General features: G+C 55.6%; 29 protein-coding genes. 24 read left to right on the forward strand and 5 right to left on the reverse strand.

The window, feature by feature from the left end; all coding sequences use genetic code 11:
• Positions 1-120: 120 nt before the first annotated feature.
• From IV433_RS13785 to IV433_RS26295, 3 genes are read right to left on the reverse strand one after another with little or no spacing between them, the layout of a single operon-like run.
• The gene (locus IV433_RS13785) at positions 121-1143 is read right to left on the reverse strand and encodes a phage portal protein (protein ID WP_195814400.1); all 1023 of its coding nucleotides are present in this window, start codon (positions 1141-1143) and stop codon (positions 121-123) included.
• Positions 1144-2907 (reverse strand): terminase ATPase subunit family protein, encoded by a 1764-nt coding sequence (locus IV433_RS13790; protein ID WP_195814399.1) that lies wholly within the window; start codon positions 2905-2907, stop codon positions 1144-1146.
• Positions 2904-3026 (reverse strand): hypothetical protein, encoded by a 123-nt coding sequence (locus IV433_RS26295; protein ID WP_255534026.1) that lies wholly within the window; start codon positions 3024-3026, stop codon positions 2904-2906. Before IV433_RS26295 ends, IV433_RS13790 begins: the two co-directional genes overlap by 4 nt.
• A gap of 23 nt (positions 3027-3049) precedes the next feature.
• Between IV433_RS26295 and IV433_RS13795 the strand changes: the two genes are divergently transcribed.
• The 11 genes from IV433_RS13795 (at position 3050) to IV433_RS13840 (ending at position 8638) form a co-directional block, all read left to right on the forward strand.
• Positions 3050-3898 carry a GPO family capsid scaffolding protein gene (locus IV433_RS13795; RefSeq protein WP_195814398.1) on the forward strand — a complete coding sequence of 283 codons (849 nt, stop codon included), beginning with the start codon at positions 3050-3052 and terminating at the stop codon, positions 3896-3898.
• A 35-nt stretch (positions 3899-3933) separates the two neighbouring features.
• Complete coding sequence (locus tag IV433_RS13800) at positions 3934-5073, forward strand: phage major capsid protein, P2 family (RefSeq protein ID WP_195814397.1); 1140 nt, start codon at positions 3934-3936, stop codon at positions 5071-5073.
• Between the two features lie 3 nt (positions 5074-5076).
• Complete coding sequence (locus IV433_RS13805; RefSeq protein WP_195814396.1) at positions 5077-5733, forward strand: phage terminase small subunit; 657 nt, start codon at positions 5077-5079, stop codon at positions 5731-5733.
• A gap of 96 nt (positions 5734-5829) precedes the next feature.
• Positions 5830-6300 carry a head completion/stabilization protein gene (locus IV433_RS13810; RefSeq protein WP_195814395.1) on the forward strand — a complete coding sequence of 157 codons (471 nt, stop codon included), beginning with the start codon at positions 5830-5832 and terminating at the stop codon, positions 6298-6300.
• The gene (locus tag IV433_RS13815; RefSeq protein ID WP_195814394.1) at positions 6300-6503 is read left to right on the forward strand and encodes a tail protein X; all 204 of its coding nucleotides are present in this window, start codon (positions 6300-6302) and stop codon (positions 6501-6503) included. The genes IV433_RS13810 and IV433_RS13815 overlap by 1 nt, the downstream gene beginning before the upstream one ends.
• 5 nt (positions 6504-6508) lie before the next feature.
• Positions 6509-6718, forward strand: a complete 210-nt coding sequence (locus IV433_RS13820; RefSeq protein WP_195814393.1) for a phage holin — start codon at positions 6509-6511, stop codon at positions 6716-6718.
• Entirely contained in the window at positions 6699-7208 is a 510-nt protein-coding gene (locus tag IV433_RS13825; protein ID WP_195814392.1) for a lysozyme, read from the forward strand. The genes IV433_RS13820 and IV433_RS13825 overlap by 20 nt, the downstream gene beginning before the upstream one ends.
• Complete coding sequence (gene lysB, locus IV433_RS13830; RefSeq protein ID WP_195814391.1) at positions 7208-7633, forward strand: Rz-like lysis system protein LysB; 426 nt, start codon at positions 7208-7210, stop codon at positions 7631-7633. The genes IV433_RS13825 and lysB overlap by 1 nt, the downstream gene beginning before the upstream one ends.
• Positions 7527-7766: an Rz1-like lysis system protein LysC gene (lysC, locus tag IV433_RS26150; protein WP_229893374.1), complete on the forward strand. Its 240-nt coding sequence runs from the start codon at positions 7527-7529 to the stop codon at positions 7764-7766. The genes lysB and lysC overlap by 107 nt, the downstream gene beginning before the upstream one ends.
• Positions 7729-8196, forward strand: a complete 468-nt coding sequence (locus tag IV433_RS13835) for a phage tail protein (protein WP_195814390.1) — start codon at positions 7729-7731, stop codon at positions 8194-8196. Before lysC ends, IV433_RS13835 begins: the two co-directional genes overlap by 38 nt.
• A complete protein-coding gene (locus tag IV433_RS13840; RefSeq protein WP_195814389.1) occupies positions 8189-8638 on the forward strand; it encodes a phage virion morphogenesis protein in 450 nt (149 codons plus the stop codon). Before IV433_RS13835 ends, IV433_RS13840 begins: the two co-directional genes overlap by 8 nt.
• Before the next feature lie 66 nt (positions 8639-8704).
• On the opposite strand, the gene IV433_RS13845 is transcribed toward IV433_RS13840, so the two are convergent.
• Entirely contained in the window at positions 8705-10003 is a 1299-nt protein-coding gene (locus tag IV433_RS13845) for a putative phage abortive infection protein (protein ID WP_195814388.1), read from the reverse strand.
• A 304-nt stretch (positions 10004-10307) separates the two neighbouring features.
• On the opposite strand from IV433_RS13845, the gene IV433_RS13850 reads away from it, so the two are divergent.
• From IV433_RS13850 to IV433_RS13910, 13 genes are all read left to right on the forward strand, one after another.
• Complete coding sequence (locus IV433_RS13850) at positions 10308-10949, forward strand: phage baseplate assembly protein V (protein ID WP_195814387.1); 642 nt, start codon at positions 10308-10310, stop codon at positions 10947-10949.
• Positions 10946-11296 carry a GPW/gp25 family protein gene (locus IV433_RS13855; RefSeq protein ID WP_195814386.1) on the forward strand — a complete coding sequence of 117 codons (351 nt, stop codon included), beginning with the start codon at positions 10946-10948 and terminating at the stop codon, positions 11294-11296. Before IV433_RS13850 ends, IV433_RS13855 begins: the two co-directional genes overlap by 4 nt.
• A gap of 2 nt (positions 11297-11298) precedes the next feature.
• Entirely contained in the window at positions 11299-12207 is a 909-nt protein-coding gene (locus IV433_RS13860) for a baseplate assembly protein (protein ID WP_195814385.1), read from the forward strand.
• On the forward strand, positions 12200-12808 hold the full coding sequence (locus tag IV433_RS13865; protein ID WP_195814384.1) for a phage tail protein I: 609 nt from the start codon (positions 12200-12202) through the stop codon (positions 12806-12808). Before IV433_RS13860 ends, IV433_RS13865 begins: the two co-directional genes overlap by 8 nt.
• Positions 12805-14088: a phage tail protein gene (locus IV433_RS13870; protein WP_195814383.1), complete on the forward strand. Its 1284-nt coding sequence runs from the start codon at positions 12805-12807 to the stop codon at positions 14086-14088. The genes IV433_RS13865 and IV433_RS13870 overlap by 4 nt, the downstream gene beginning before the upstream one ends.
• The gene (locus IV433_RS13875) at positions 14088-14279 is read left to right on the forward strand and encodes a hypothetical protein (RefSeq protein ID WP_195814382.1); all 192 of its coding nucleotides are present in this window, start codon (positions 14088-14090) and stop codon (positions 14277-14279) included. Before IV433_RS13870 ends, IV433_RS13875 begins: the two co-directional genes overlap by 1 nt.
• Positions 14280-14434: 155 nt before the next feature.
• Positions 14435-15604, forward strand: a complete 1170-nt coding sequence (locus IV433_RS13880) for a phage tail sheath protein (RefSeq protein WP_195814381.1) — start codon at positions 14435-14437, stop codon at positions 15602-15604.
• A 13-nt stretch (positions 15605-15617) separates the two neighbouring features.
• Positions 15618-16127, forward strand: coding sequence for a phage major tail tube protein (locus IV433_RS13885; RefSeq protein ID WP_195814380.1), 510 nt, complete (start codon positions 15618-15620; stop codon positions 16125-16127).
• A gap of 57 nt (positions 16128-16184) precedes the next feature.
• Positions 16185-16466: a phage tail assembly protein gene (locus IV433_RS13890; protein WP_112286887.1), complete on the forward strand. Its 282-nt coding sequence runs from the start codon at positions 16185-16187 to the stop codon at positions 16464-16466.
• A 32-nt stretch (positions 16467-16498) separates the two neighbouring features.
• A complete protein-coding gene (locus tag IV433_RS26355; protein ID WP_195814379.1) occupies positions 16499-16618 on the forward strand; it encodes a GpE family phage tail protein in 120 nt (39 codons plus the stop codon).
• Positions 16611-19085 carry a phage tail tape measure protein gene (locus tag IV433_RS13900; protein WP_195814378.1) on the forward strand — a complete coding sequence of 825 codons (2475 nt, stop codon included), beginning with the start codon at positions 16611-16613 and terminating at the stop codon, positions 19083-19085. Before IV433_RS26355 ends, IV433_RS13900 begins: the two co-directional genes overlap by 8 nt.
• A gap of 12 nt (positions 19086-19097) precedes the next feature.
• Positions 19098-19568, forward strand: coding sequence for a phage tail protein (locus IV433_RS13905; RefSeq protein ID WP_112286890.1), 471 nt, complete (start codon positions 19098-19100; stop codon positions 19566-19568).
• Between the two features lie 8 nt (positions 19569-19576).
• Positions 19577-20716, forward strand: a complete 1140-nt coding sequence (locus IV433_RS13910; RefSeq protein ID WP_229893399.1) for a phage late control D family protein — start codon at positions 19577-19579, stop codon at positions 20714-20716.
• Here the strand turns inward: IV433_RS13910 and IV433_RS13915 are convergent, their stop codons facing one another.
• A complete protein-coding gene (locus IV433_RS13915) occupies positions 20717-20935 on the reverse strand; it encodes a DUF7661 family protein (RefSeq protein WP_195814376.1) in 219 nt (72 codons plus the stop codon).
• Positions 20936-21067: the final 132 nt, after the last annotated feature.

Consider the following 21067-nt stretch of genomic DNA (forward strand, 5'->3'; position numbering starts at 1 on the left):
CTCGTCTGATCCTTAGTAAGTCTCTCATTATTGTGTTATTCACCAATAAATTGCAATTCAAACCAATCAAAAAAGACATTAAATTAAGGTAGTAACTTGGTTAGAAAATAACACGTCTACTCAATGGGGTGATAATGCGTATGCTTTGAAGGCTACAATTTTATAATGAGTGTATCCATTAACCTCTTTCATTCTCTCCTGCAACGGCGTCAGCTCGTTCCTTACAAACACTTGCGCCGCCTTCTCCACATCCCCAAACCCTCCCGCATTATCAGGTATGATCCCCATCATCTGAGGCGGAACGCGGTGCGCGCTTAGCATGTCGTCCCGGCTGGATTTTTTGATATTAAAGAAGTCGTCCTTGGTGGCAACTTCACTCAGCGGCAGAATCTGAATGCCATCCTTTTTGCCGTTCGGCGCGTACATGAACAGGTTGCGGAAGTTACCCAGGCCTTTGGTATCCCGCATCGCTTTTCGCATCGAATCAATATCACTGCTGCTCTGCGCAGCATCGGTCATATACAGGATGTAACCTGCGTGTGCACCGTTCTGATAATACTTCCGGCGGAACAACGTCGCGGCTTCGTTTAGCCAGGCAGAATTCAACGCACTCAGGTATTCCGGCAGGCCGTAAATCTCCTGGTTAATGTCCGGTTCAATCAGATGAAAGATGCTGCCAGTTGCGAACTGATGCGGCTCTTTCCAGCCCTGCACAAACCAGTACGTCCCCTCTTCCACTCCGCGACGCACATATTTAGCCGGTACGGCCTCAAATCGTAACGGTTCGCCGAGCTGGTTGCGGATCAGTTCCAGGTACGCGTTCCCGAAGACCAGATAATCCAGCGCGAATTTGCTGAACTCCTGCTGGCTCAGGAGCGGATGCGGGATAAATGTCGAAGCGAGGATATTGCGCTTCACGTAAATCGGAGAGCTGTGATGAACGGCGGCGCGCAGACTGCGGGCAAGTCCGTCAAAGCTGACCGGCGGCTCATACCAGCGACCGTTACCGGTGCATTCGATGTAATCCAGAATCTCACGGCGGTCTAAAACCGGCGTCGGATCACCGAAGCTGAATACCTCCGCGCCCTGCTGGCTTTCAGTGGTCGTGGTCTGTGTGGTTTTGCGGTATTTGCGCTTGCTCATTTAGTAGAACTCCAGAATGTTCGGGCTTTGTCCGCCATTGGCTGCGGTCAGCGGTTCATTTAACAGGGCGTGCATGATTGCCCACGCCACGTCGGCGTGGCTGGCCTCTTCACTGCGGCTGGCTTCGTAGGTTGAACGGTTGCCGCTGGCGGTCATGGTTTTGCGGATCGCCATAAACGACGCAGTGATGTCGGTATGGCCGGTGTCGTACTCCAGACGGCCGGAGCTGATGGTGTCTTTTGCTTTGAGTACCAGTGCGGTTTTCACCTCGGGGCTGTAACGGATCTCACGTGCCGCTGGAAAGAATTGCTGCACAAGCTGGAACACACCCTGCCCGATGCCAGTCGCATCGATACCGATGTACTCAACTGCATAACGATTGGTGAGTTCTTCGATACTTTTGGCCTGCGCGGCAAAGTCCATGCCCTTCCACTGGTGACGCTCTAGCACGCGGAACTTGCCGCCAGACACCACCGGCGGAGCGATCACCGCACAGCCTGCGCTGTCGCCGGTGTGCGACGGGTCGTAACCAATCCACACGGGACGATATGCAAATGGCCGCTTAAGATACGGGTCGAAGTCTTCCCACTCGTCCAGACTGTCCACCATGCAGCCCTGCAGCTCGGCGAACGGGAACACCGACGCCTGATCGTCCACAAACTCACACATCAGCAGGTTTTCATATTCGGCGGGGCTGTATTCCAGTTGCAGCTGTTCCAGGTCGAACAAGTTACAGCCGCCTGACAGCGCGTCTTCCACCGTTACAATCTGCCGCCATTGGCCGTCATCGCATAGCACGCCTTTCGACAGGTGCGCGTGCGTGAGATCCAGGTCAATCCTGTCGGCTTTGTTGCGACGGCCTTTGTTGAACAATTCGCCCGACCAGAACGGATAGGCGCTGTGTGCCAGGCTAGACGGCGTTGAGAAGTACGTGCTTCGCCATTTCTTATGCAGGGACATACCGGAGGCGACTTTACGCAGCTCCTGAAACTTAGGGATCCAGAAGTATTCGTCCAGGTAGAGATTGCCGGTATAACTCTGTGCGGTACGGACGTTGGTACCGAGGAAAATCAGCCGTGCGCCATTCGGCAACACAATCGGGTCACCTTTTAAATCGACGTCCACCTGTCGGGCAAAGTCGATAATGTAGTTTTTAAAAACGTGCGCCTGCGCCTTACTGGCCGACAGGAAAATCTGATTACGGCCGGTGGTCAGCGCATCAATCAAAGCTTCCCGGGCAAAGTAGAAGGTTGCGCCAATCTGGCGGGACTTGAGGATGTTACGAATGCGGTGCTGTAATCCGGCCTGATGCCATCCGCGCTGATACTCAAACGATGTTTCAATGAAGATGTCGCCGAGTTTCTCAATGGCTTCATCACTGAACACATTCTTATCGGGTGCCTTTCGTTCGCCCTTATTACGGTTGACAACGTTCGGATTTAAATCAGCCTCGCTGCCGGTATGGTTGTAGCGGTTTACCCGTGCCAGGCGTTCAATCTGTCGGCCTAACAGGTCGATCTCTTTGTAGTCCTTCCCCTCCTTCACATCTTTCATGACGAGCTGGATTAGCCGCGCTTCCATGCTGGTTTCCACGCGAGAGATGGGCGCAATGGCCTCCCACTGATCGCGCGTTTTCCAACTCTGCACGGTCGGCGTTTTTTGGCTCAGCATCTCCCCGATTTGCCGGACAGAAAAGCCCTGCCAGTAAAGCAGTGCCGCCTGTCGGCGCGGGTCGCTGATGATGGTGGAGTTTGAAATATTCATGCCGCCACGTTACCGGCCAGCCAGCCGTTTTTCGCGCTGCCCAAGTTGTGCCATCGGGCAACAACCCGCATCGGCTGGCGGCCTGCGGCGACTCTCTGGAAACTAACTCCCGTTCTCAACACTCATTACCGGAGTCAATTACATGGCAAAGAAAGTATCGAAATGGTTCCGCATCGGGGTCGAAGGTGACACCTGCGATGGCCGCGAAATTGATGCTAACGACATCAAACAAATGGCGGAGACATACAGCGCGAAAGCCTACGGTGCCCGCGTCAATCTGGAACACATCAAAGGCGTTTTACCGACCAGCGATTTCCGCCGCTATGGCGACGTGATCCAGCTTAAAGCCGAACAAATTGATGACGCGGCTGAACCGCTGCTGCATGACAAATGGGCTCTGTACGCAATGATCAGCCCGACCGCGGATTTAACGCAGATGGTTGGCGACGGACAGAAGGTTTACACCTCGATGGAGATCAAACGTAACTTCGCCAACTCCAATAAATCCTACCTGGTCGGTCTGGCCGTCACCGATGACCCCGCAAGCCTCGGCACTGAAATGCTCGAGTTCAGCCGTAAAGCCAGACAGAACCCGCTCGCCGGTCGTAAAACCGATCCGGACAGCCTCTTCACTGTCGCCACCGAAGCACTGATTGAGTTTGAAGATGCGCCGGAAACTGCCCCTTCTCTTTTCGCCCTGGTGAAACAAAAGCTTTCACGTAAACAGGCGTCAGACGATGCCCGCCTGGCTGATGTTCATGAAGCTGTCAGCGAAGTTGCTCAATACGCTCAGACTGAACTGGATAAGCATGAAACCAGCCTGACCGACCTGTTGAGCCGCGTCGATACCTTGGAAAAATCCACCGCTGCCGAACATGACGCCCTCACTGAACTGAAAGGCAAGCTTGCGCAGACACCGGCGCAGAACTTTAACCAGCGCCCGCACGCCACCGGCGGCACAGGCGCTGAAGAGACAGTGACCGACTGTTGATCCGACACCTTTAATTCACCCTCAGGAAATAAGTCATGAAAAAAGAAACGCGCTTTAAATTTAATGCGTTCCTGTCTCAGCTCGCCAAACTCAACAACGTTGACGTCGGCACGCTGGACAAGAAATTTAACGTCGAGCCGTCCGTCACGCAGACGCTGATGACCCGATTACAGGAATCCTCAGAGTTTCTGACCCGTATCAACATCATTCCGGTGGACGAAATGATGGGCGCGAAAGTTGGCGTCGGCGTCACCGGCACGATTGCCAGTACCACCAACACTGACGCGGGTGACGAGCGTGAAACCGCTGATTTCACCAAGCTCGATCAGGAAGGCTATCACTGCACCAAAACCAACTACGACTTCCACTGGATGTACAACAAGCTGGATTTGTGGGCGCGCTATAACGATTTTCAGACCCGACTGCGTGACGCCATTATCAAGCGTCAGGCGCTGGATCGCATCCTGGTCGGCTTTAACGGTGTTTCCCGCGCACCAACTTCTAACCGTGTACAGAATCCTTTGTTGCAGGATGTCGGCGTGGGCTGGCTGCAAAAATACCGTCTGAATGCCCCGACCAAAGTGATGGGCATGATTGTCGCCGAAGACGGCACCGTGACCAATGAGGCGGTGAAAGTCGGTGGCGAAGGTGAATACAAAAACCTCGACGCGCTGGTCTTTGATGCGGTGAATGAACTGATCGACCCTATCTATCAGGACGACACCGAACTGGTGGTTATCTGCGGCCGCAAGCTGCTCGCGGATAAGTATTTCCCGCTGATCAACAAAAAGCAGCCAAACACGGAGGCGATGGCCGCCGACCTGATTGTCAGCCAGAAACGCATCGGCAATTTGCCCGCCGTGCGTGTCCCCGGCTTCCCTGCTAACGCCATGTTGATCACTCGTCTGGATAACCTGTCCATTTACTGGCAGGACGGCACGCACCGCCGCCACGTTGAAGAAGTACCAAAGCGTGACCGTATCGAAAACTACGAATCCATTAACGAGGATTATGTGGTGGAAGATTACGGCTGCGGCTGTCTGATCGAGAACATCGAAGTGACCGTAGAAGAAGACGACGCCGCTGATAAGGCCGAACTCAGCAAATTCACCTCAGCGATCGTTGATGCCATCAAAACTGCATCCTCTACCACTGCACCGGCAGCTCAGGAGTAAGTCATGACCAGCCCTGCCCGACGTCATTTGTTGCGGCAGTCAGCTATCGAAGCCGCGCAGCAGGATACCAGCCTGCTGCGTCATGCCACCGGCTATGAACTGCTGCTGCAAAAGCTTAATGCTGACCAGAAAGCCCTGAAGAAAGCCTATTCCGCAGAAAAAAAGGCAGAACTCAAACGCAAGATGCTGCCCGAATATGCGCCGTGGGTGGCGGGCGTCCTCGCCGAAGGTAAAGGCGCGCAGGACGCCATCCTGATGACGATCATGATCTGGCGAATTGACGCAGGTGATTATGCCGGTGCGCTGGAAATCGCCCGCTATGCGCTGCATTACAAGCTGGCGATGCCGTTCGGCAAACGCCCTGCCGGTTATGCGCTGGCGGAGGAAATCGCCGACATGAGCACCCGCGCTCATGCTGCTGGTGAGCCAGTCGGTCTCGATGTACTCATGACCACAATGGAACTGACGGAAAGCCAGGACATGCCGGATCAGGTACGCGCCAAGCTGCACAAAATCACCGGCTACCTGTATCGCGACGCAGAAAAACTGCCGCTCGCCCTGCAACACCTAAAACGCGCCTTCCAGTTGAACAGCAACTGCGGCGTTAAAAAGGATATTGAGCGGTTGGAGTCAGCCATCAAAAAGGCGGCCAACAGCTAAACAGAACGCGCCCCGCGCCGGACGGCACGCCAGCCGCGACAGGTCAGTGACCGCGTTCAACGCTGGCGTCCACCGTCCACCTATTCAGAGGTCACTATGTCTCTTGTTGTACCTGCACCAAAGCCGGACGCCGCGACGGAACCCGCGATCAAAAACACGCACTTCTGGCCGGATATCAGTCCGTTGGAGTTGCGCGACACGCTGCGCCTGGAAGGAACGGTGACCGCCAAACGTCTGCGAGCCGTCATTAAGTACGCGCTGACCGAAGTTAACGCCGAGCTTTACAGCTACCGCGTCGCACAGCTGGCTCAGGGATACAAAACTCTCGCTGATGTCCCAGCTGACCAGATTGATGATGAAAGTATCAAAGTCTGTGCCTATCTGCGGGCGGTTTCCTCCATTACGGCTGCCATTCTGGCGGAACGATATCCGAACAGTGATACGACCGATGCTGGCAGTAAAAAGGCGGAGATTGTCGAAAGTACGGTTGATGAACTGTGGCGTGACGGCCGCAACGCGATCAGCGACGTCGCCGGTGTGTCTCACTGCATCATCGGGCTGCTCTGATGAAAGTCTATGCCGAACAGGGTGACACCGTGGATTCACTCTGCTGGCGGTACTACGGGCGCACCGTATCGGTGGTTGAACAAATTTACGCGGCTAACGTGGGGTTAGCCGCTGCTGGGGCAATCCTGCCCCATGGCTACGCGGTGGAGCTGCCGGACATTACTCAGGCCGCAGTCAGTGAAACCGTCTCACTTTGGGACTGATGACCATGGAGCGCATCACCTCGTTTATCTGTTACTGCGTCGCGGCCTTTCTTGCCTGGCTCGGCGCAATGTCACCGCAGGATATCGCCTTTCTGGTCGGTGCCGCCGTCGGCGTCGCGACCTTCCTGGTGAACTGGTATTACCGTCGCAAAACCTACCGCCTGCTCAAACAAATGGGCGTCAGTGGAGAAATCAATGCAGCCATCAATCGTTAGACGCTGCGCCGTCGCCGCAGTACTTGCGATTGCCGCGCTGCTGCCGCAAATGCCGACGCTGCAAACATCCGCCGCCGGTCTGGCACTGATTGCCGATTTTGAAGGCTGCCGCCTGTCGGCGTATCAGTGCAGCGCGGGCGTCTGGACAAACGGCATCGGGCACACCGCAGGCGTGAAGCCGCAAACGCAAGTCAGCGAACGGCAGGCCGCCGTTAACCTGGTGGAAGACGTGATGCGGGTGGAGAAAGGCATTGCGCGCTGTATGCCGATCACCATGCCGCCGTCGGTGTATGACGCCGTGGTGTCCTTTGCGTTTAACGTCGGCGTGACGGCGGCCTGCAAATCAACGTTAGCGTTTTTCATCAATAAAGGTCGATGGCGTGACGCCTGCGAGCAGTTGCCGCGCTGGGTGTTTGTTAAGGGCGAGCGCGTCACCGGCCTGGAGCGCCGCCGCGCGAATGAGCTGGCCTACTGCCTGCGGGGTGTCTGATGCGAATTTTAATTTTGGTACTGCTGGCGGCGATAGCGCTGGCGGGGCTGCAAACCTGGCGTATCGGCGGCCTGACTGAAAAAGCCGACCAGGCGCAGCGCATTATCGGCACGCTGTCCGCTGGTATTGAAAGCCGCGACAACGCCATTAACCGCCTGAGCGATGAGGCCGTGACGCGCGAACGCCAGGAACAAAGCCTACGCGCACAGCTCTCACAGGCGGGGCAGTTAGCGCGGAATCGTGAAATTCACCTTCAAAGGTTACTCAATGAAAATCAGGAAATGCGCGACTGGTATAGCGCTCGCCTGCCTGACGGTATTGGCCGGATGCACCAACGCCCCGCCTTTGCCAGCACCGCAGATTATTTACGTTGGCTGTCCGGCGGTAACGAGTTGCCCGATACCGGCAAGCTCACCGGCCACTAACGGCGACTTGAGCGCCGACGTCAGAAACCTGGAGGCGGCACTCACAGCCTGCGGCCTCCAGGTGGAAGCGGTCAAACAATGCCAGGAGGAACACCGTGTTAAAACCCGCACAGCTGCGAAAAGCCTTAACTGACGCCGTGCCGGTGCTGCAAACCAGCCCCGACACCCTGCGGATGTTTGTGGATAACGGGCGCATCGTTTCCATGTTAGCCAGCTCGCTGTCGTTTGAATATCAGTATCAGACCGAGCTGCTGATCACCAACTTTGCCCAGGACTGCGATCTGATCATTGTCCCAATCCTGGCCTGGCTGCGTGAGAACCAGCCGGACATTATGGCGACACCGGAAAAGCAGCAGACCGGTTTTAAATTCAAGGCCGATATGCTGGATGATGGCTCCTACGATATCGCGATTGATGTGCAGCTCACCGAGCGCGTGATCGTCAAACAGATTGATTCCGGTCTGCACGTTGAACACTTTCCGGAACCGCCGCTGCCTGAGCCGGTGGAAAGGCCGCGTGAGCTGTATCTGCACGGCGTGTTAGTGAGTCAGTGGCATGAGTGAACTGACCGCATTTGATACCCGCCTGGCCGGATTGGTTGCGGCGCTGTCACCGCAAAGCCGTAAGGCGATGGCGGCAACCATTGCAAAGCGTCTGCGCAAACATCAGCAGCAGCGTATTAAGCAGCAGGTTACACCTGACGGTCAGCCGTTCACGCCACGCCGTCCGCAGCCGTTGCGGGCAAAGAAAGGTCGCATTAAGCGGGAGATGTTCGCCAAACTGCGCACGGCAAAATACATGAAGGCCAAAGGCAACGCAGACGACGCCGTGGTGGAATTCACCGGACAGGTTCAGCGCATGGCAAAAGTGCATCAGTACGGACTGCGGGATCGTCCTTCTGTCCGCGCAAAAGAAATGCAGTACCCGGCGCGGCCGTTGTTAGGGCTGGACGCCGAAGATATGAAAATATTAGAAGATGAATTAATGAAATTACTAATAATTTAAAGAGTGCCTTATCCAACTTGATACATGTTGAAAATACTTTTACCCATAATAACTTGGCTTTGCTAGTTATTCTTTTAATCGTTGAATTAAAATAGATTCTTTGAAGGATATCCATTTTTCTTTTTCTGCAACAACATCCAATTCATAATAATCACCTTCGATATTTTCTATATGTTTTACCCAGTTTAAATATTCTTTGCAATCTTTTTCAAAATCAATACCAGATGAAAGATAAGCACTTCTTTCATCATTACTCAACTTGCAATAATACGTCGGGTAATCATCCATGCTTTCGTTTTTTTTGCAGCGTTCAACTGCCGCAATAATATATACGTGATTTACTTTCGGATAATTATCGAGTTCTTCTTGGGTTATGTTGCTATTTCTTATTATTTCAATAACCTGTTCAACACTAGGGTTAAAGTAATGTCTCCCAATGTAATTGGAAAATCGATAGTCGATGCTTATTTGTTTTTCATTATTATCTAAATAATCCTCCTTAACCTTTAAGTAAACTTCACCGACCCCACTTGAAAAGTTTTCAACACAGGCTTTCGAAGCCTCGTAAAGGGGATTATCAAAAATACTCGCAATTACAATTGGCAATGGGAAAATAACTTTATTTGGAGAGCAAGTTAAATTTTTATCTTGTCGTAAAAGGTAATTAAATTGACTTATTAAAGCAGCTAATGCAGTTGAGTAATAAGTTTTAATTCTTGCCTCTCCTTCAATTTCATTTCCTTTAGACGCATCGTAAAAAAGGGCATGTTCAAAAAAATCAAACTTATTCAGAAGACGTTGGTATTCTGCATACTGATTTTCTTTATTGTCTTGTATAACATAACTAGCATTCACGGCTATCAGGAAAAGAACATCATTGCGTATTAAAGAACGAACAAGTGATGAAAATACTTTCTTTTCAATTACAGATGAATCATCGATGTAAAAGTTATGCTCGATAAATTTTAGCAAATGATACAAAATTCGCATGTATGGGCTTAGATGACTATGCCCTCTTAATTTATTAAAAGCTGTAAAATGATCAATGGAGCCACTTAACTCCTTTACCAAAGCTAAACCTTCTGGTTTATCAAGGTACAACTGTACTATTTCAAGCTGAGCATTATGCTGCTCAAGCAACAAGCTAAAATGCCGGGTGAATTCATCACGTCTTGTATTATTTTGGGCATATTCCAAAGATCTACGTGCGACTTCTGTGCTATCTTTCGCAGCGTAAGCCGCCTTAGCCGCATAAATCATAGCCCCTGCTGTTACCAATGCGCCAAATAGAGTAAAGAGACCCACTATCGGATCTGTTTTATCTAGGTAAAATTTCCAGACATCAGTAAGTAAGGTAAAGTCCATACATTCCCCTGCAAGTGCATTGTATAAATTTAATACAATTATATGTTTGAGTATGTGTTTGAATCTATTTCAAAGAAGTTCCAACATCAAGTCAAAATAACGCAATGCATTGACAACAATCAAGAAACACACATTTCATTTTCTACAAAATATTACATAGATGCTACCTCTTAAAGAGAATTATGTTCTCTTAGGAAGGTCTTTCACTCAGCATTTAAATTTTCAGAAAACCGCTACGTTGTGCCATAGATACACAACCTGCCTCAAATTGTATGCTGCCTGACAGGACGGCATTCTTTTATGCATGAATACATCAATCCCCAACAACGACATTCCGCGCCTGCTGCGCAATCTGATCCGCATTGGCACCGTTGCCGAGGTGGATTTAAATGCGGGCACCTGTCGCGTCAATACCGGCGGCAACGTTACCGACTGGCTGCACTGGCTGACTTCCCGCGCAGGGCGCGCCCGTTCCTGGTGGGCACCGTCTGCCGGTGAACAGGTTGTGCTCTTCTGCCTGGGCGGCGAGCTGGATACCGCCTTTGTGATGCCCGGCATTTTCTCTGATGAATTTCCGGCACCGTCGGCGTCAGCCGATGCCGTACATGTCACTTTTCCTGACGGCGCGGTGATCGAATATGAACCCGAAACCGGCGCGCTGCTGGCAACCGGTATCAAATCCGCCATGGTAAACGCCTCGGAAAAAGTCGCGGTGACTGCACCGGATATCACCTGCACTGCATCGACACGCATCACGCTCGACACGCCGGAAGTGGTCTGCACTAACAAACTCACCACCGCCACCATCGAGATTAAAAAGGGCGGCACCCTAACCGGCAACCTCACCCATTCAGGCGGGAGCCTCACGTCAAACGGCATCGTTGTTCATACCCATAAACACAGCGGCGTCCAGACGGGCGGCGGTCAGACGCAGGTGCCTTCATGACCAATGCAAAATACATCGGCCTGGCTCGCGACTCTGGGCGCAGCGTCGAAGACCTGGCGCATATTCAGCAGTCGGTCAGCGACATTCTGCGCACACCCGTCGGTTCCCGCGTCATGCGCCGTGACTATGGCTCACTGCTGTCTGAACTGACTGACCGCCCGCAGAACGCGGCGCTACGACTGCAAATCATGGCAGCCTGCTACAGCGCGATCCTCAAGTGGGAGCCACGCGTCAGCCTGACCGGCATCACCTTTGAAACGACGTTTGACGGAAAAGCGGTGGTGGAACTCACCGGCACCCGCAAAGACACGTCCGCCGCCATTTCCTTAACCTTACCCGTGAGTTAATTATGGCAACTATCGACCTGAGCCAGTTACCCGCCCCCGACGTGGTGGAGGTGCTGGATTATGAAATTCTGCTGGCGGAGCGCAAAGCCACGCTGGTATCTCTGTACCCCGAAGACCAGCAGGCCGCCATTGCCCGCACGCTGACCCTGGAATCTGAGCCGATTGTGAAGCTGCTGGAGGAGAACGCCTACCGTGAGGTTATTTTGCGGCAGCGGATTAATGAAGCCGCCGAAGCCGTGATGGTGGCTTATGCCACCGGCGCAGATCTGGATCAGCTCGGGGCAAACGGCAACGTCACCCGCCTGACCGTCACCGCCGCCGATAATACTACCGTGCCCCCGACGGCGGCGGTGATGGAAGCCGACGGCGATTATCGCGGGCGCATTCCGCAGGCGTTTGAAGGGCTGAGCGTTGCGGGTCCGACGGGCGCCTATGAGTATCACGCCCGCAGCGCCGACGGACGCGTGGCGGACGCCTCGGCCATCAGCCCGTCACCGGCCAATGTCACCATCACCGTGTTGTCACGCGAAAGTAACGGCGAAGCCAGCGCGGAGCTGCTGGCGATAGTTGACGCGGCGCTTAACGATGAAAACGTGCGCCCCGTGGCCGATCGCGTGCGGGTTCAGTCGGCGGCGGTGGTGAATTATACCGTTGACGCCACGCTGTATCTCTACCCGGGTCCGGAGGCCGAACCCATCCGCGCCGCAGCGCAAACGAAGCTGCAAACCTACATCAGCGCACAGTCACGACTGGGGCGCGATATCCGCAAGTCAGCCCTTTACGCCGCCCTGCACGTCGAGGGCGTGCAGCGGGTCGAGCTGGCCGCCCCTGCGGCGGATGTTGTCCTGGATAAAACCCAGGCTGCCTACTGCACCGGCTATCAGTTAACACTCGGCGGCACCGATGAGTAGCCGCCTGCTGCCGGTGGGATCGTCCGCGCTGGAGGTGGCCGCCGCGCAGGCGTGCGCCGCTATTGACGCGCTGCCTGTTCCGCTGCGTCAGCTCTGGAACCCCGACAACTGCCCGCTGCCGCTGCTGCCTTACCTGGCGTGGGCGTGGTCGGTTGACCGGTGGGATGAAACCTGGCCGGAGTCCACCAAGCGCGGCGTAGTACGGGCGGCGTATTTTGTTCACCGGCATAAGGGCACCGTGGGCGCGCTGCGCCGCGTGGTGGAGCCGCTCGGCTATCTGATCCGCGTGAGCGAATGGTGGAAAACCAACGATACGCCCGGCACGTTCCGCCTGGACGTCGGCGTACTGGAAACCGGCATCACCGATGACATGTATCAGGAGCTGGAGCGCCTGATTGACGACGCTAAACCGTGCAGCCGCCATCTGATTGGCCTGTCTATCAACCTTGACGTCAGCGGTACGCTTCCCGTTGCAGCAGCAAGCTACAGCGGCGACTTGCTGACCGTTTACCCCTACACCCCTGAAAGTATCACCGTCTCCGGCAGCGGCTACGCCGGTGCGGCGGTTCACCTTATCGACACTGTGAGAGTTAACCCATGACAACCAAATACTTTGCCCTGCTGACGAACCAGGGGGCGGCAAAGCTGGCGAACGCCGCCGCGCTTGGCACGAAGGTACAAATCACCCAGATGGGTGTCGGTGACGGCGGCGGCGCGCTGCCCACGCCTACCGGCACGCAGACGGTGCTTATCGGCGAAAAGCGCCGCGCCGTGCTTAATGCCCTGAGCGTGGACGCCGCCAACAGCAGCCAGATTATCGCGGAGCAAATCATCCCCGAAAATGAGGGCGGGTTCTGGATCCGTGAAATCGGGCTGTACGACAGTGAGAACACGCTGATTGCCGTGGCGAACTGCCCCGAAACCTATAAGCCGCTGCTGGCTGAGGGCAGCGGGCGAACGCAGACCGTGCGCATGATTCTAATCATCAACAGCACGGACGCGGTGACGCTGAAAATCGATCCGTCCGTGGTGCTGGCAACCCGCCAGTATGTGGACACCAAAGTGATTGAGGTGAAGGCTTATGCTGATGAATTAATGGCGCAACATCTGGCAGAAGTCGCCGCCCGCTTGGCCTATGTCCCTGGCGTGGTGGGCGCGTCACGCAAGGCAAAGATGAATGTGATTGCCGCGTCAAAAACAGCAACTTTCATCGCAGATGAATTGATCGTGGAAAGCAGTGCGGGTGAACAATACCGGCTCAGCGCTTTCAGCAAAACCGTGAATCTTGCGGCAGCAGGTGCAGGTGGAATGGACACGGGCGCGGTGCCCTCAGCGGGATTCGTAGGGTTATACGCTATCTTTAATCCCACCACAAAAACCGCTGATGTGCTGGCGGTCAATGCCAGTTCGTCACAACTTGATGAGCGCTATACCGGTGCCAACATGCCCGCAGGATATACCGCCTCAGCGTTAATAAGCGTCTGGCCTGTGTCCGGTGCAATGTTTGCTATCGGCTGTCAGGAAGGTCGGTTTATTGCCCCTCTCTCGACGGGGATGCTGTCCGCAGCCAGCACGGCAACGGCAGCAGCAGTCACCACGTTTGCAACGCTGTCATTTCCTAAGAACGCCAAAACCATTTCGGGCTACGGCACGGTCACGGTGGGCGCGGCGCAAAGTGCCGATTTGTGGTTATGTGCCTTACCGGTGGTGAATTCCGGACGTCGTTTTGCGATTAATGCCCTGAGCAATAACGGGCTCGGGATGACTTTCCCGTTTGACCGGCATCCTGTGTATACCGCGCAGACCCTGTATTACTCGGCATTTTCATCTAACGGGGCATCTTTTGTATTTGGCATTAACATGACGGGGTACACATTCTGATGAACACAATTATCTATGCATTGCCGTCAGATGACGGTCAGAACATCGTGGCGTATTTTGGTACTTCCCCGCAGGATCCTGCTCTCTGGCCTGGCGTTATCGCGCTCGATGCGTCGGATGTAATTTACAAGGCATATTATCAGCAGATGAGCACGCTCGGCATGCACTGCGGCATGATAGAACCGGACTAACGCACGTATTGCCTCCCCTTTGATTTTGTATCGAGCACAGTCAGATCTGACTGTGCTGCAGCCGCGTTGTGCCATTTCCCACACTTCCCTCCTGCCGTGCCTGCGCGCAAACAACACGCGATGATTGACCTCACCCCAATCACAGGAAAAACACCATGGCTGATTATCATCACGGTGTGCGCGTTGTTGAAATCAATGACGGCACCCGCGTTATCTCCACCGTTTCCACCTCCATCATCGGGATGGTTTGCACGGCATCCGATGCCGACGCCGACGCGTTCCCGCTCGATACGCCGGTGCTCATTACCAACGTACTGACCGCCGCCGGAAAGGCAGGCACCCAGGGCACGCTGTATCAGTCGCTGATGGCAATCGCTAACCAGGCTAAACCGGTTGTCGTCGTCGTGCGCGTTGCCGAAGGCGAAACTGAGGCGGAAACCACCTCCAACATTATCGGTAAAACTGACGCGACCGGCATGTATACCGGCATGAAAGCCCTGCTGTCCGCGCAAACGGAACTCGGCGTTAAGCCGCGTATTCTCGGCGTGCCTGGGCTGGATAATCAGGAAGTTGCCACGGCGCTCGCCGCTGTCTGTCAGCAGCTCCGCGCCTTTGGCTACGTCAGCGCCTGGGGATGTAAAACCGTGTCCGATGCCATCAAGTACCGCGACAATTTCAGCCAGCGTGAGCTGATGGTTATCTGGCCGGATTTCGTGGCCTGGAACACCACCACCAACGCCAGCGACATCGCCCCCGCGACGGCTTACGCGCTCGGCCTGCGTGCCAAAATTGACGCCGAAACCGGCTGGCATAAAACGCTTTCAAACGTGGGTATCAACGGCGTCACCGGCCTGTCTGCCAGCGTGTACTGGGATTTGCAAAACACCGGCACCGATGCCGACCTGCTCAACGGGGCGGACGTCACCACGCTTATCCGCAAGGACGGGTTTAAATTCTGGGGACAGCGCACCTGCTCCGAAGACCCGCTGTTTTTGTTTGAGAATTACACCCGCACCGCGCAGGTGCTGGCGGACACCATGGCGGAAGCGCACCTGTGGGCGATGGACAGGCCAATGACGCCGACGCTGATTAAGGACATGATTTCCGGCATTAACGCCAAACTGCGCGAAATGAAAACCGCCGGTTACATCATTGACGGCAATGCCTGGTATGACGCGGAAGCAAATACCGTGGACACGCTGAAAGCGGGCAAGCTCACCATTGATTACGACTATACGCCGGTGCCGCCGCTGGAAGATTTAACCCTGCGTCAGCGCATCACTGATACCTACCTGGCATCGTTTGCCACGGCCATCAACAGCTAAGAGGCGCTAAACCATGGCACTCCCGAAGAAACTCAAATACCTGAACCTGTTTAACGACGGCAGCAGCTATCTCGGCATTGTCAGCGCGCTGACGCTGCCCAAACTCACCCGCAAGCTGGAGAACTATCGCGGCGGCGGCATGACCGGTTCCGCCGCCATTGATTTCGGCCTGGACGACGACGCGCTGAGCTTTGAGTGGACGGTGGGCGGGCTGGATGAGCTGGTGTTGCAACAGTGGGGCGCGGTGGACGCCGTGCCGCTGCGCTTTGCCGGTTCCTTCCAGCGCGACGACACCGGCGAAACCTCCGCCGTGGAAGTCACGATGCGCGGACGCCACAAGGAAATGGATTTTGGCGAGTACAAACAGGGCGAAGACACCGAAACCAAAATCACCACCCAATGTACCTATTTCAAACTGGTGATTGACGGCAAAGACGTGATTGAAGTCGATACCGTGAACATGGTGGAAATTGTCGGCGGCGTTGACCGCGTGGCGGAACACCGCAAAAACATCGGCCTGTAACCCGTAACCCGCGCCGGACTCCGGCGCGTCATCCTCCTTTAGAAAAGAGACACCGCTATGTCAGAACACAATGAAAACATCGTCATCCTGGAAGAACCGATCAAACGCGGCGACACGCTGATTAACCAGGTTGAAGTCATCAAACCGAATGCCGGACATCTGCGCGGAATTGGTCTGGCGGCGCTGGCAAATGCCGACGTTGACGCGCTGACCGTCATTCTGCCGCGCATTACCGCCCCGAATCTGACCGCCCAGGACTGCAAAAGCCTGAACCTGCCCGACCTGATTGCCCTGGCGGGTAAGGTGATTGGTTTTTTATCGCCGAAATCGGAACAGTAAAACTTCCCCCGACCCTGACGGTCGATGACCTGATGGCGGACATCGCGGTGATCTTTCACTGGCCGCCGTCAGAAATGAACCTGATGACGCTGACCGAGCTTTGCGCGTGGCGTCATAAGGCCATGCAGCGAAGCGGAGCCGACAGTGAGTAATTTAAAAGTAGAGGTGCTGTTAAAGGCGGTTGACCAGGCGACCCGCCCGTTTAAATCGGTGGAGAACGCCAGTAAGGCGCTGTCCGGAGACATTAAAAACTCCCAGACCGCGCTCAAAGACCTGAACGCCCAGGCCGGAAAGATTGACGGCTTCCGCAAATCCCGCGCGCAGCTTGCCGTCACAGGTCAGAAACTCAAAGACGCCAAAGCGGAAGCGGCGGCGCTGGCTATCCAGTTCAAAAACACCGCCAACCCCACCCGCGCCCATGCGCAGGCCATGGAAGCCGCAAAGCGCACCGCCGCGCAGTTGCAGACCCAGTTCAATGGGCTTCGGCAGTCGGTGCAGCGTCAGCGCACAGAACTCTCCCAGGCGGGCATCAGCACGCGCACGCTGTCAGACTCTGAGCGCCGCCTGAAAACCTCCATTAGTGAAACCACCGCGCAGCTCAACCGCCAGCGTGAATCCCTGGCACGCGTCAGCGCGCAGCAGGCCAAACTGAACGCGGTCAAAGGCCGGTATCAGGCCGGTAAACAACTGGCCGGCAGCGTCACCGGTGCAGGGGCTGCGGGTGTCGGAATAGCAACGGCGGGCACGGCGGCGGGTGTCGGGCTGCTGATGCCGGGATTTAATTTTGCGCAGAAGAATTCCGAACTACAGGCAACGCTCGGGTTAGAAAAAGACTCCGCCGACATGACCGCGCTGCGCACCCAGGCGCGGCAGCTCGGCGATAACACCGCCGCCTCCGCCGATGACGCGGCCGCCGCGCAAATCATCGTCGCCAAATCCGGCGCGGACAAGGACGGCATTCTGGCGGCTACGCCGACCATCCTGAATCTGTCCCTGGCAAACAAGCGCACCATGGAGGAGAACGCCACCCTGCTGATGGGCGTGAAGTCCGCGTTCGGCATGACCAATGACACCGTGGCGCACATCGGCGACGTGCTTTCTACGGCCATGAATAAATCAGCAGCCACCTTTGAAGGCCTGTCAGACACCATGACCTATGCCGCACCGGTAGCGAAACAGGCCGGTATCAGCGTCGAAGAAACCGCCGCGATGGCGGCCGCGCTGGCCGATGCCAAAATTACCGGCTCGATGGCGGGCACCAGTGCCCGCGCCGTTATTACCCGCTTGCAGGCACCGACGGGCACCGCCGCCGCCGCGCTCGGTGAGCTGAAGGTGAAGACGGCGGACAGCAAAGGCAACATGCGCCCGCTGTTTACCATCCTGAAGGAAATGCAAAAGAGCTTTGAGAAAAACAAGCTCGGTGATGCACAGCGGGCGCAGTACATGAAAGCCGTCTTTGGCGAGGAAGCCAGTTCGGCGGCGATGGTGCTGATGGATGGGGCAACGTCGGGCAAGCTCGACAAACTTACCCAGGCATTCAAAACCTCGGACGGCAAAACCGAGGCACTGGTGGAGGTGATGCAGAACAACCTCGGCGGCGACTTTAAGGAATTTCAGTCCGCCTATGAAGCCGTCGGGACTGACCTGTTTGATCAGCAGGATTCGTCACTGCGCAAACTGGTGCAGACCGCCACCGGCTACGTACTGAAACTGGATAAGTGGATTGTGAACAATAAAGCCCTGGCGACCACGCTCGGCAAGGTGGCAGGCGGTGCGCTGCTGATTATCGGCGCGCTCGGCGTGTTTGGCCTGGTGGCGGGTCCGGTGATCAGCGGCATCAATCTGATCGTCGCCGCCGCCGGTGTGCTCTGGACAATCCTCGGCACGGTGGGCGGTGCGATTGCGACGGTGATCGGCGGGCTTACGCTGCCGATAGTCGCGGTTGGCGTGGCGATTGTCGCCGGTGCGCTGCTTATCCGTAAATACTGGGAGCCGATCAGCGCCTTCTTTGCGGGGGTGATTGAAGGACTGGGCATTGCGTTCGCGCCGGTAAAAGAGCTGTTTGCGCCGCTCAAGCCGGTGTTTGACTGGCTGGGCGACAAATTAAAAATGGTCTGGCAGTGGTTCAAAGACCTGATTGAACCGGTCAAATCCACGCAGGAAACGTTGAATAACTGCAAGGACACCGGCGTGATGTTCGGGCAGGCCATCGCCAACGCGCTGACCGCGCCGTTACAGGCGTTTAATAAACTGCGTTCGGGCGTGGACTGGCTGCTGGAAAAGCTAGGCATCATCAAGGATGAATCGGCAGACATTGATAAAACGGCGGACAAAGCTGACCGGCGTTCGAAGCAATCCGGCGACGGGGATCCGCAAGTACACCCGCTGGACAACCCCGCGCCGGTCACGCCACCGTCTGGTGGTCTGCTGGGCGGCGGTTATGCGCCGGTGTCCGTCGGCGGCGGGCGCAGCTATATCGACCGCAGCACGCACACCTATCAGATTGCCGCCGGTGCCGGTTTGGGTGCCCAGGATACCAGCCGCCAGATCCGCGCCGAGCTGGAAGCCCGTGACCGCGCCCGCATCGCACAGCAACGTTCCCGCATGGATAACGATTAAGGAGAAAGCCGCATGATGTTAACCCTCGGGTTGTTTGTCTTTCAGTTACAGACCGTCCCTTACCAAAGTTTGCAGCGCGATGTCGATTACCGGTGGCCGGTAAACAACCGCGTCGGCCTGCGCCCGCTGCCGCAGTTCCTCGGGGTGAATGAGGAGAAAATCACCCTGTCCGGCGTGCTGATGCCGGAAATCACCGGCGGGAAATTGTCACTGCTGGCACTGAACCTGATGGCTGACGAAGGCAAGGCGTGGCCGCTGCTGGAAGGCAGCGGCACCATTTACGGGATGTTCGTGGTGAACAGCGTCAGTGAAACCCACACGGAACATTTTTCCAACGGTGCCGCCCGCCGGATTGAATTCACGCTGACGCTGACCCGCGTGGATGAATCCCTGGCGGCGATGTTCGGCGACATGAAAGCCCAGGCCGACGGGCTGCTGGATCAGGCTGGTGGTTTAACCGGTCAGTTAGGAGGGCTGCTGTGATTACGGATATGACCATCGGCGCCGGTGCGCAGTTTGCACCGGACTTCACGGTAACCGTCGGCGGCAAAGACATCACGCAGGACGTCAGCAACCGGCTGATTTCGCTCACGCTCACGGATAACCGCGGCTTTGAAGCTGACCAGCTCGACATCGAGCTAAGCGACACCGACGGCCTGCTGGAGATGCCGCCACGCGGTGCGGTGATTAATATCGCGCTGGGCTGGAAAGGCCAGGCACTGACGAACAAAGGCGACTTTACCGTGGATGAGGTGGAGCATCGCGGAACGCCGGACACGCTGACTATCCGTGCCCGCAGCGCGGACTATCGCGGCAGTCTGAATTCCCGCCGCGACAACTCCTATCACGACACGACGCTGGAGGCGGTAGTGTCGGCCGTGGCGGCGCGCAATAATCTCAAGCCCGCCGTTGCCGAGCCGTTCAGGGGCGTGAAGGTGTCGCATATCGACCAGACGCAGGAAACCGACGCAAAGTTTATCACCCGCCTGGCGGAGCTGAACGGCGCGGTTGTCGCCATCAAGGCCGGTAATCTGCTGTTTATCAAACCAGGGGCGGCAAAGACCGCCAGCGGGAAGCCTATCCCACAGATGACGATTGTCCGCAGCGACGGCGACGGGCACACGTTTAATATTGCTGACCGTGGGGCGTATACCGGCGTGTCGGCAAGCTGGCTGCATACCAAAGACCCGAAACCGAAAAAGGTGAAGGTTCAACGCAAACCGAAAGTGCAGTACCTGCGCGCCCTGCAACATCCGAAGGCCAGGAAGGTCAGCGCGAAGGTGCAGAAAACATCGGAGGCAAAGGAAGGCGATTACCTGGCGGGCAGCGAAGACAATGTGTTTACCCTCACCACCATCTACGCTACGCAGAAAACGGCCATGCGGGCAGCGCAGGCAAAGTGGGACAAACTCCAGCGCGGTGTCGCGGAGTTCTCGATCTCCCTGGCTCGCGGGCGTGCGGATTTATTCCCTGAGACGCCGCTGGCGGTGTCGGGCTTTAAATCCGTGATCGACGCGCAGCCCTGGATAATCAGCAAGGTGACGCACAGCCTGGGCAATAGTGGGTTTGTGACGACGCTGAATCTGGAGGTATTGCTGTCGGATGTGAGTTATGAGGCGACGGAAAGCTGATCACTCGACCCGTTTGACGTCAGGATGGAGTTCACTGGCAGCCTCATGAAATATATCGCCCAGCCAGCCCGGAATTTCAGCCTCGGTCATATCATCGGGAATGATGACGTCATAAAGCCTGGAAAACTTTCTTTCAGCCATGTCAGCACGGAAAACCTGCCAGCCATCTGGTGTTTTTTTAACGCCAAGAAACCGGCCAAAGACGTTATAAATCAGCATAAATAATCCTTCATCATAATCCAGACATACGTAGAGTAAGACGCTGAAAAATATATGTAAATCACTGTAATATCAGATGTATGTTTCCGGCCATAACATACAATGATCGCAACTGATTAAAGTGATTACATG

It is taken from the genome of Rahnella laticis (assembly GCF_015644585.1).
Classification (GTDB): domain Bacteria; phylum Pseudomonadota; class Gammaproteobacteria; order Enterobacterales; family Enterobacteriaceae; genus Rahnella; species Rahnella laticis.

What these genes read in the sequence shown, in the direction of transcription:
- IV433_RS13785 (WP_195814400.1), bottom strand. Translation starts at nt 1,143, where the DNA reads ATGAGCAAGCGCAAATACCGCAAAACCACACAGACCACGACCACTGAA.
- IV433_RS13790 (WP_195814399.1), bottom strand. Translation starts at nt 2,907, where the DNA reads ATGAATATTTCAAACTCCACCATCATCAGCGACCCGCGCCGACAGGCG.
- IV433_RS13795 (WP_195814398.1), top strand. Translation starts at nt 3,050, where the DNA reads ATGGCAAAGAAAGTATCGAAATGGTTCCGCATCGGGGTCGAAGGTGAC.
- IV433_RS13800 (WP_195814397.1), top strand. Translation starts at nt 3,934, where the DNA reads ATGAAAAAAGAAACGCGCTTTAAATTTAATGCGTTCCTGTCTCAGCTC.
- IV433_RS13805 (WP_195814396.1), top strand. Translation starts at nt 5,077, where the DNA reads ATGACCAGCCCTGCCCGACGTCATTTGTTGCGGCAGTCAGCTATCGAA.
- IV433_RS13810 (WP_195814395.1), top strand. Translation starts at nt 5,830, where the DNA reads ATGTCTCTTGTTGTACCTGCACCAAAGCCGGACGCCGCGACGGAACCC.
- IV433_RS13815 (WP_195814394.1), top strand. Translation starts at nt 6,300, where the DNA reads ATGAAAGTCTATGCCGAACAGGGTGACACCGTGGATTCACTCTGCTGG.
- IV433_RS13820 (WP_195814393.1), top strand. Translation starts at nt 6,509, where the DNA reads ATGGAGCGCATCACCTCGTTTATCTGTTACTGCGTCGCGGCCTTTCTT.
- IV433_RS13825 (WP_195814392.1), top strand. Translation starts at nt 6,699, where the DNA reads ATGCAGCCATCAATCGTTAGACGCTGCGCCGTCGCCGCAGTACTTGCG.
- lysB (WP_195814391.1), top strand. Translation starts at nt 7,208, where the DNA reads ATGCGAATTTTAATTTTGGTACTGCTGGCGGCGATAGCGCTGGCGGGG.
- IV433_RS13840 (WP_195814389.1), top strand. Translation starts at nt 8,189, where the DNA reads ATGAGTGAACTGACCGCATTTGATACCCGCCTGGCCGGATTGGTTGCG.
- IV433_RS13845 (WP_195814388.1), bottom strand. Translation starts at nt 10,003, where the DNA reads ATGGACTTTACCTTACTTACTGATGTCTGGAAATTTTACCTAGATAAA.
- IV433_RS13850 (WP_195814387.1), top strand. Translation starts at nt 10,308, where the DNA reads ATGAATACATCAATCCCCAACAACGACATTCCGCGCCTGCTGCGCAAT.
- IV433_RS13855 (WP_195814386.1), top strand. Translation starts at nt 10,946, where the DNA reads ATGACCAATGCAAAATACATCGGCCTGGCTCGCGACTCTGGGCGCAGC.
- IV433_RS13860 (WP_195814385.1), top strand. Translation starts at nt 11,299, where the DNA reads ATGGCAACTATCGACCTGAGCCAGTTACCCGCCCCCGACGTGGTGGAG.
- IV433_RS13865 (WP_195814384.1), top strand. Translation starts at nt 12,200, where the DNA reads ATGAGTAGCCGCCTGCTGCCGGTGGGATCGTCCGCGCTGGAGGTGGCC.
- IV433_RS13870 (WP_195814383.1), top strand. Translation starts at nt 12,805, where the DNA reads ATGACAACCAAATACTTTGCCCTGCTGACGAACCAGGGGGCGGCAAAG.
- IV433_RS13875 (WP_195814382.1), top strand. Translation starts at nt 14,088, where the DNA reads ATGAACACAATTATCTATGCATTGCCGTCAGATGACGGTCAGAACATC.
- IV433_RS13880 (WP_195814381.1), top strand. Translation starts at nt 14,435, where the DNA reads ATGGCTGATTATCATCACGGTGTGCGCGTTGTTGAAATCAATGACGGC.
- IV433_RS13885 (WP_195814380.1), top strand. Translation starts at nt 15,618, where the DNA reads ATGGCACTCCCGAAGAAACTCAAATACCTGAACCTGTTTAACGACGGC.
- IV433_RS13890 (WP_112286887.1), top strand. Translation starts at nt 16,185, where the DNA reads ATGTCAGAACACAATGAAAACATCGTCATCCTGGAAGAACCGATCAAA.
- IV433_RS26355 (WP_195814379.1), top strand. Translation starts at nt 16,499, where the DNA reads ATGGCGGACATCGCGGTGATCTTTCACTGGCCGCCGTCAGAAATGAAC.
- IV433_RS13905 (WP_112286890.1), top strand. Translation starts at nt 19,098, where the DNA reads ATGATGTTAACCCTCGGGTTGTTTGTCTTTCAGTTACAGACCGTCCCT.
- IV433_RS13910 (WP_229893399.1), top strand. Translation starts at nt 19,577, where the DNA reads ATGACCATCGGCGCCGGTGCGCAGTTTGCACCGGACTTCACGGTAACC.
- IV433_RS13915 (WP_195814376.1), bottom strand. Translation starts at nt 20,935, where the DNA reads ATGCTGATTTATAACGTCTTTGGCCGGTTTCTTGGCGTTAAAAAAACA.